This window comes from candidate division WWE3 bacterium, assembly GCA_026396615.1.
In the GTDB taxonomy this organism is placed as follows: Bacteria; Patescibacteriota; WWE3; order JAPLWK01; family JAPLWK01; genus JAPLWK01.
In genome coordinates this window covers 204,965-213,525 of record JAPLWK010000008.1, presented here as the reverse complement: position 1 = coordinate 213,525, position 8,561 = coordinate 204,965, and the positions used below count along the sequence as shown (strand labels likewise).

Below are 8,561 nucleotides of genomic sequence, written 5' to 3'. Positions count from 1 at the left end.
TAGATCTTAGCTCGAACGTATGGGTAGTTAGTGCTAAAATCTTGAAATGACAATCTGCATTGCTGCAATTGCTGAAAACAAAAAGATTCTTGCTATAACTGACAAAATGATAACAATGGGTGGTGGCGTTGCCACTAGGTACGAGATCAGCGAGAACAATAAGGCTATTCAACTTACTAATAAATCTATAGGACTATTTTCTGGTAATGTGCTTTCTGCTAACGAGATACTTTCTGTCGCAAGGGAAAAAATCAAAAGTAACAGTAATAGTTCTACGCTGAGTGTTCTCGATGTTGCTGAATTAATAAAAAGTTCTTACTTTGAGTATTGGGCCACGATGTTAAATAATCAGGTTTTTTGCAGGTATGCGCTTACCCTTGAAACATTCATGCAAAACCAAAAAAACCTAAACGACGATCTCGTTAAAGAAATTAACAATATCCTAGCTAACACAAACGTTGGAGTGGATATATTAGTAGCTGGCGTGGATTCAGCACCACACCTTTATTTAATACAAAATCCAGGCACATTAAATTCATTTGATTCCATCGGATATGCTCTTATCGGAAGCGGCTCGCAACACGCTCAACTCTCACTAATAGAAAACGAGTATAATGCTTGTATAAGTGAGAAGAACGGTATCTACGCTTTACTTGAAGCCAAGAAAAGGGCTGAGTATGATCCCGGGGTAGGGCAGTTGTGTGATCTGGTAATTATAGGAAATACCTTTAACAAGGTTACACCTGAAAAAACAAGTAAAATTGTACATGAATTTTCCGAGTCCTCTGTAGAACTGAAGCGAATCAAGGAAGAAAAGGCCACTAACATTTTCAATTTAGTATATGCAAGCTAAAGATACGTTACCAAAACAGATAGAAAGCATAATTAGGCGCCACAAAGGTGGTGAAGTTAGCTGTATCGAGAATAAAGAGTTTATCGATATAAATAAGTCTATTGAGAGAATGCTGACCTCTAGATTTAATCCAAAAGTTGTAGGATCAATTAATAACCCAAACAACAACCACTGTGCAGGCTAAAACAAGACCTTTAACCAGTTCTGGTTAACTGGCGCCATGAATTTGTAGGTCCCATCACCAGAATTACCACACGATTGTATTACTAGGCCTTGCAGCTGTGCCCATTCTTCAACTTCTTTAAAGATCTCTGGGGCGGGTTCATTTTCAAACTTACCAGTTACGTAGTAATAATTACTGTCCCTATCTAATTTATGATCAATAAAGGTGTTGAAATGGATATGGCTGATAACATCAATCCTCAAAAGGATTCGCTCAGCTCCAACCCAGTAGGCATGATGAATGTTACGCCTAAACATGAGGCTAAATGGGTAGAAGCGTGTTATGTAGGTTATGGCGTTATTCTTTCTTTCTTTTAAAAGGTGGAATTTAATTCTAAAGATAAACAGCCAATCCTTGGCGCTTAGATAACTCTTAACTAAAGTCTTTACCAAAGGGCTGCTTTCTGCCATATAATCATTCTACAAGCACTATAGAGGATAATAGAAGAATTTAAACAAATTTATTTTAAACAGTTTGGCGAGATGCTTTCCGATGATGAAGCTAGAGACAAAGCCACTAGAGTATTTAATCTTTACAAATTACTCTTGAAACCAACATCTAACAAACTAAAATAACAATTTAAGCCAGTCCTGGTTAACAGGTGCCATGAATTTATAGGATCCGTCTTCCATTTTGCCCCTATAAAGAATTTCTAAACCTTCCTCTTGTGCATTCTTCTGCAAATCTTTGAAAATATCATCTGCTGTCTCATTTAGAAGCCTTCCAGCAAGGTAGTAGAAGTTTTCATCCCGATCAGCAATCATGTCTATAAACTCGTTATTATTTGCCGAGCAACACACTTTAACTCTATGAAATATTCGATTAGCGCCTACCCAATTGGCGTGAAATCTTCTGTCTGTGAAAAACTGGCTAAACGGGTAGTACCTAGTCAGAGTGGTAAGGAGCTTAAATGCATACATAATTAGAAAGAGTTTAACAATCTCTCGATTTGATTCTGAGCTACGGAGATTAGTTTCTAAAGACTCTTTATCAGCCATGTAACCATTCTACGAGCTTTTAGAGTGGTAAAATAGGGCCGTAGTTTTGAAGAAGTAATGAAATGGAATACTATAAATTTAAGCCTACGCAAGGGCAGACCAAAATTAGACTAAGAATTAAGGAACTTCTTAATAGTAAAGACTTCAACAAAGATTTTGATGAAGTAAAGTCTTTATGGAACAGTACGACTAAGAAGGACCGAAAAAGACTCAATAAGTTGTTTCTAAAGCTGGCTGAAAACTATTTTCTAGACATGGAAACAACAGGCTTTCTTTTTAGTACACTTTTTAATTTCAAAACAAATCTCGATGATTACAGTGATAGTTATTTAGACATTTGCCAAGTTTACGACGAAGTTGATGAGTACCTAAATGAAAACTTTCCTGTTGATTTCGATATACCGCCTTCCCACAACCCAAGAAAACGAGCGCTACTTAATGCTTACCCTATCCACATTGGCATTAGTCCATACGCCACAAAGAGAGATGTTTTGGATTATGTAACCAAAAGGTGGGAGCTAATACGAGATATGTTGAATGGATACATAGAGAACCCTCCAATATTTCGTAAGAACAAGAAGTCAGAAAGAGACGATTTTATTTGGTCTAATAAGGAAAAGAAAGCAAAAAAGATAGCAGAACTTGTTAACGAGAAGTTCCCAGAAGAGGATCTAACCTATTCTGATATTCCTGCAATACTTCGCTACCTCGAGAAAATGAAATCCGAAAACTAGTGTAGTACACCTGTTTATATATTTTCCCTAGTAACTACTTGCTAACCTTCGCTTAATGATTAAGAGCGAAGAAAAAACACCAGTAACTACAAAACAGAGCCTCACGCTAACGATGGAAGAAGTTTCCAAATTGGCGGAGTTTTATACCCTTTTAGCGCAGATTGATAAGAGGCAAAACTTAACGAAAACGTATGCCAAACCTGCTAACTGAAGTACAAGTTGTTCCGATTAAGCCTAAAGATGGGCTGGTAGGCTTCGCTAGCTTCGTGTTCGACGGTTGCTTGTATCTAAGCTCTATTGGAATCTATACCAGACCAAACGGCGGCTATCGCTTAACTTACCCCACTAAATCAGGCCCCATCCGAAGTCTAGGCATTTTCTATCCCATCAATCATGAGACCTCCGAGTTAATTGACAAGGCAGTTATAGCCAAATTTGAAGAAGTAACGAAAGCGTATACCTATGCTGGACACAGTGAAGCTAATGCTTGATAAAACTATGTTTGAAGTTGACTCAAGATATTTTTACAAAGAGCGTGAGAACGCTACACGAGGTTACTGTACTTACGTTCAGAATCCTGTCAAATCAGAGCAGTTAGAGGGAGTCTGTAAGCCTAGGCTTTCACTAACGAATAGATTCAATTGCACTGGAAAGCAGGGCCTAACCTTGAGTATCGAGTTTTCGGCCCCCAAGTTGATTTTTAACGGAAATAACTTCGATGAATTACAGAACAGCGATTTTCCAAAGGTTTTTGATGTGCTGCAAAGGATGCTGCTGGAAATGGGAGTACGTATTCTGCCTACGGCTCTTACTGCTGCCCCTGTTTCTGCTATACATTACAGTAAAAATATACCTCTTACCGATGGCACAACTCCTCACTACATCATCTCGAAAATCGAACAGGCAAATGTAAGCTTAGCAATTGGGACCAATCGTGGAAACTACCTTAACGGCGGCTTCTGTTACAAACAGCATACTAACCTGTACGAATATGCTTTTTATGACAAGTTAAAGGAGCTGCAAGATGCAAAGGTCAGTGAAAAAGACACTGAAGAGAAGGGCTACGCCTCTCAATTAGGGTTGTTTAACGATCTACGAGGTCCTAAAGAGGTGTTGAGAATGGAAATAAGGCTTAATAGCAAGGCCATGATACAAAAAACTCTTTCAGCCGTGGGTGTTAGCAACGACTTAACTTTCGGGAGTTTATTTAAACAGGAAATATCTCAAAAAGTACTGCTTTCTGTACTGCAGAAGATTGAGGATCAACGACCCAAAGCAATAGATAGTACTGCAACAACTAAAGAATACCTAGCTAATTTGCAGCTAGCATACCCGAAAAGCAATCCAAAGTACTTGCTTTCAAAGCTTGGCCTCAAAAATGCGCTAAGCGACATACCTACACGTGAGTTAAGAGCCATGTTTCCAAGCTATGATCAAAGAAACTGGTATGGGTTAATGGCTGAGGCTAAAAAGCTACCGCTTGTTAAAGGCAGAGACCCTTTCGTAACAGTTCGTAGTCATCTAGTAGAATTTAAGCCACTGAAACTAGTTGACTTTCAGGATAGTTTGATAAAGAATGATAAATATGGAAAGTGAGCAGTATTACACAATCGAAGAAGTAGCCAAAAAGTTACGGGTAGCCTACTTAACAGTCTATCGCTGGATAAGGTCAGGAAAACTTGTGGCTATAAAAGCAGGCAAGCAATACCGCATTAAGAGTTACGAATTAGAAAGATTTGTAAATAAACCTGTAGGAGAATAGGAAGATTTTAAAACTGCAAATCTATATATGGCAAACACTAGTAATCTTACAAACGCAAAAAACGAAAAAAATGACGAATTTTATACTCAGTATGGCGATATTCAGAAAGAGCTTGAAGCGTATCTGGAATACAACTCAGATGTATTTCGTAACAAAGTGGTGTATTGCAACTGCGACGATCCGTTCGAGAGCAATTTCTTTCGCTATTTCGTGCTCAATTTCAACGAACTTGGGCTAAAACAGCTTATCACCACAAGTTACAAACCTTCACTGGTAGCCAACACCCAGCTACAATTGTTTGGCGATGACAAAACTCTTCCGAAATCAAAAGGTCGTCCCAAAATAACTGCCAACAAATTTATTATTAACGAAGTGCACGACATAGATGAAGACGGCGAATTCAATTTAAAAGATGTTGCCAAACAGTTAGAAGCAAACAAACATAATGAATGGACGCCGCTAGAAGGTGTTGGTGACTTTCGTAGCGATGAATGTATAAAACTACTTAAACAATCAGACATCGTAGTCACCAACCCGCCATTTAGTCTGTTTCGTCAATATGTCAAACAACTTTTTGATTACAATAAAAAGTTCGTTATTATCGGAAATAAGAATACGGTCACTAATAAAGAAGTTTTTCCACTATTTAAAAATAATAAAATGTGGGTTGGTACAACTAGTTATAATAAAGACATGCTATTTATTGCTCCATCAAATGCCGACCTTAGTAAAAAACCAAAAACAGCGGTTAAAAAAGTTGACGGTATCACATATTTGCGATCACCCTCCGTCTGGTTTACTAATTTAGACCATGGCCGCCGTCATCAACCGTTGCCACTTATGAAGATGGAAGAAAATTTGAAATATAGTAAACACAAAGAAATTAAAGGTAAAAAATCATATGATAAATATGACAATTATGATGCAATAGAAGTGCCGTATACAGATGCTATCCCGAGCGATTATGATGGCGTAATGGGCGTGCCAATTAGTTTTTTGGATAAATATAGTCCTGACCAGTTTGATATTTTAGGGTCCACTCAAAGAGGTTGCCATGAAGAAGTTCCTGACACAAAAAAATATGATGATTACTGGGAAGTAAGACAGGATGGTAAAAAAACAGGATCTTCTGGTGGCAAAACAAATGAAAATGGTAATTTAGTTGGAAACGATGGGAAAAAAAATTACTTTATAAATAATAAAGGCCGAATAATTCAATCTGCTTTTTCAAGAATTTTTATAAGACATAAGAAAAAATAATATGAAAACAATTTTAAAAACTAATATCACTGTTAAAGATATTTGCGAAGGGTTCGTCTATAACGTGCTTGAAGGCAAGGGTTTGTTTGGTTTATCTGGCAAGCTGACTATTCAACCAGAATACCAACGCAATTATATTTATGCGTCTGACGGTGGTAAAAGAGAAATGGCCGTCATTGAATCCGTCCTCAAGGGGTATCCAATAGGACTGATTTATTTTAATAGGGTTTCTGAAAATAATCTGGAAGTTTTGGACGGACAACAGCGAATTACCAGTCTTGGACGATTTGTGACCGACAAATTTGCTATCGTGGATGAAAATGGTTTGCAACAAAATTTTGGTGGTATGGCAAAAGACAAAAAAGATAAAATATTGCAAACCAAACTTCTCATTTATGAATGCGAAGGAACAGAAAGCCAAATAAAAGAATGGTTTAAGACGATCAACATTGCCGGTGTTCCACTCGTCCCGCAAGAGTTATTAAATGCTATTTATTCTGGGCAATTCGTTACTCTAGGGAAAGAGGAGTTTAGCAACAGCCAAAATGCCAATATTCAAAAATGGGGTGCATACGTAAAGGGCAGTGCAAACCGGCAAGCTTTTTTTGAGAGAGCTTTAGATTGGGTGAGTAAAGGGAATATCGATGATTACATGAGCAGTCATCGCAACGACAAAAACATCAGTGAGTTGAAAAAATATTTCAACAGTGTGATCGATTGGATCTCTAGTGTATTTACTGATGTAGAAAGCGAGATGTGCGGACTCGAGTGGGGACGATTCTATGAGGAGTACCACAAGAAAGCTTATGATCCTGCAAAAGTATCTAAGGATGTACGAAAGCTCTACGGTGACCCATATATAAAAAATCGGAAAGGTATTTTTGAGTATATTCTCGGTGGAGCTACTGACACAAAATTGCTTGAGGTTCGAATATTTGACGAAGCGACCAAAAGATCTACTTACGAAGCCCAAACTGCTATCGCAAAGAAAAAAGGTGTTTCAAACTGCTCTCACTGTGAGATTGGACACGATGCAAACAAAGACAAGATTTGGAGTATTGCGGATATGGACGCCGACCACGTATCAGCTTGGAGTAAAGGGGGCAAGACAATGCTTAATAATTGCGAGATGTTGTGTAAGACACACAATCGAGCAAAAGGTAACCGATGAAAGCAATAACCATCTCTCGTGTTAGCACAGAAGAACAAAAGGAAGCGGGTAATTCATTACCTGCGCAAACAGCTAGACTGGAAAAGTATTGCCAGTCTAAAGGCTTTGAGATCTTTAAAACGTTTAGCTTTGACGAAAGTGCTTATAAAGAAAGCAGATCTGAGTTTGATCGCATTTTAGACTTCGTACTAGGGCAAAAAGAGAAAGCCGCTGTCTGCTTTGACAAGGTCGATCGGTTATCCAGAAACATTTTCGATAAACGAGTCTCACAGCTCTACGATAAGGCTATAGCTGGGCAAATTGAGTTGCACTTCGTGTCTGATGGGCAGGTTATTACGGACCAGATTTCTGCGGTCGAGAAGTTTCAATTTGGGATGAGCTTAGGCTTAGCTAAGTATTTTTCTGATGCCATTAGCGACAACGTTAAGCGAGCTACCGAACAGAAGCTACGCAAAGGCGAGTGGCCAGGTAAGGCTAGGTTTGGCTACGTAAACTTTAGGGGGCAAGACTGTAAGGCTGATATTTACGTTCACACCTTCAATTCAGGTTATGTCCAGAAAGCCTTTGAGCTGTATGCCACTAAAGCCTATTCGATGGACCTGCTACGTCAGAAGTTAAAAGATGATTATGGATTAGACTGGTCTAAAAGCTTTCTCGACAACATTCTTAAAGACACGTTCTACTACGGTGTGATGCTCTGGAAAGGAAAATCCTACAATCATCACTATGCTCCGATTATTTCCAAAGAATTATTTGATCGGGTACAACAGGTAAAGGCTGAGTTTAACAAGAAGCGCTTCAAATATGCTGGTAAACCCTATTTTTACAGAGGTTTAATCCGTTGCGCCCATTGTGGCCTCGCTGTGACCCCAGAAAAGCATAAGGGTATTGTTTATTACCATTGCACTCAATATAAGGGCAAACATGGTGCTCAATGGCTAACCGAAGCTAACATAACTGAACAGCTGGGATCATTATTCAAGCGCCTACAGGTCCCACAGTACGTCGTAGACCAGATTGTAGAAGCATTAAGGACCAACCATGCTAGCAAGTCCGAATTCAGGGAAGAACAAGTTAGGGCTTTGACTCAAGAACGTGAAACTTACGCCAAACGACGAGAAAGTTTATACATGGATAAGCTGGATGGGCGTATTACTGACGATGAGTATGACAAATATTATCAGTCCTTTCGGGATAAGATGACGGAACTGGATGCTCGTATAAGCCAGTTTGCAGAAGCCGATGATAACTACTATGTTACGGCTAAAGCCATACTGGACCTCACAAATAAGGCTCACGACCTTTTTACGAGTTCTGAAGTTGTGGAAAAACGGCAAATTGTGAAGCTGGTACTATCGAACCTTAGGCTCGATGGTAAAGAACTGCGGTATGACGTGGTAAATCCCTTTGATAAGATCCTCTCGTACTCTGATAGTAAACTCTGGTACCGCCTAGGGGATTCGAACCCCTGATCTCTGCCTTGAGAAGGCAGCGTCCTAGGCCGACTAGACGAAGGCGGCAAACCGTCTGCATTATATCAGCTCGGATTACTAAGTACTT

11 protein-coding genes and 1 tRNA gene are annotated in these 8,561 nt (G+C 39.0%); 9 read left to right on the top strand and 3 right to left on the bottom strand.

Features of this window, described 5'->3' with window-relative positions:
* Positions 1 to 46: 46 nt before the first annotated feature.
* Together NT141_02710 and NT141_02705 are read left to right on the top strand one after the other, a co-directional pair.
* Entirely contained in the window at positions 47 to 853 is an 807-nt protein-coding gene (locus NT141_02710; protein ID MCX6783955.1) for a hypothetical protein, read from the top strand.
* Positions 843 to 1,037, top strand: coding sequence for a hypothetical protein (locus tag NT141_02705; protein MCX6783954.1), 195 nt, complete (start codon positions 843 to 845; stop codon positions 1,035 to 1,037). Before NT141_02710 ends, NT141_02705 begins: the two co-directional genes overlap by 11 nt.
* Here the strand turns inward: NT141_02705 and NT141_02700 are convergent.
* Positions 1,034 to 1,486, bottom strand: coding sequence for a hypothetical protein (locus NT141_02700; protein MCX6783953.1), 453 nt, complete (start codon positions 1,484 to 1,486; stop codon positions 1,034 to 1,036). The two genes, NT141_02705 and NT141_02700, sit on opposite strands and share 4 nt — an antisense overlap.
* 156 nt (positions 1,487 to 1,642) lie before the next feature.
* Positions 1,643 to 2,074: a hypothetical protein gene (locus tag NT141_02695; protein MCX6783952.1), complete on the bottom strand. Its 432-nt coding sequence runs from the start codon at positions 2,072 to 2,074 to the stop codon at positions 1,643 to 1,645.
* 62 nt (positions 2,075 to 2,136) lie between these two features.
* On the opposite strand from NT141_02695, the gene NT141_02690 reads away from it, so the two are divergent.
* The 7 genes from NT141_02690 (at position 2,137) to NT141_02660 (ending at position 8,473) form a co-directional block, all read left to right on the top strand.
* Positions 2,137 to 2,808 carry a hypothetical protein gene (locus NT141_02690; GenBank protein ID MCX6783951.1) on the top strand — a complete coding sequence of 224 codons (672 nt, stop codon included), beginning with the start codon at positions 2,137 to 2,139 and terminating at the stop codon, positions 2,806 to 2,808.
* 55 nt (positions 2,809 to 2,863) lie between these two features.
* Positions 2,864 to 3,019, top strand: a complete 156-nt coding sequence (locus NT141_02685; protein MCX6783950.1) for a hypothetical protein — start codon at positions 2,864 to 2,866, stop codon at positions 3,017 to 3,019.
* A gap of 251 nt (positions 3,020 to 3,270) precedes the next feature.
* A complete protein-coding gene (locus NT141_02680) occupies positions 3,271 to 4,404 on the top strand; it encodes a hypothetical protein (GenBank protein ID MCX6783949.1) in 1,134 nt (377 codons plus the stop codon).
* On the top strand, positions 4,394 to 4,570 hold the full coding sequence (locus NT141_02675; protein MCX6783948.1) for a helix-turn-helix domain-containing protein: 177 nt from the start codon (positions 4,394 to 4,396) through the stop codon (positions 4,568 to 4,570). The genes NT141_02680 and NT141_02675 overlap by 11 nt, the downstream gene beginning before the upstream one ends.
* Before the next feature lie 27 nt (positions 4,571 to 4,597).
* Positions 4,598 to 5,830, top strand: a complete 1,233-nt coding sequence (locus NT141_02670) for a DNA methyltransferase (protein MCX6783947.1) — start codon at positions 4,598 to 4,600, stop codon at positions 5,828 to 5,830.
* A gap of 1 nt (position 5,831) precedes the next feature.
* Positions 5,832 to 7,001 (top strand): DUF262 domain-containing protein, encoded by a 1,170-nt coding sequence (locus NT141_02665; GenBank protein MCX6783946.1) that lies wholly within the window; start codon positions 5,832 to 5,834, stop codon positions 6,999 to 7,001.
* Positions 6,998 to 8,473 (top strand): recombinase family protein, encoded by a 1,476-nt coding sequence (locus NT141_02660; GenBank protein MCX6783945.1) that lies wholly within the window; start codon positions 6,998 to 7,000, stop codon positions 8,471 to 8,473. Before NT141_02665 ends, NT141_02660 begins: the two co-directional genes overlap by 4 nt.
* Here the strand turns inward: NT141_02660 and NT141_02655 are convergent.
* Positions 8,444 to 8,521, bottom strand: a tRNA-Glu gene (locus tag NT141_02655). The two genes, NT141_02660 and NT141_02655, sit on opposite strands and share 30 nt — an antisense overlap.
* Positions 8,522 to 8,561 lie beyond the last annotated feature (40 nt).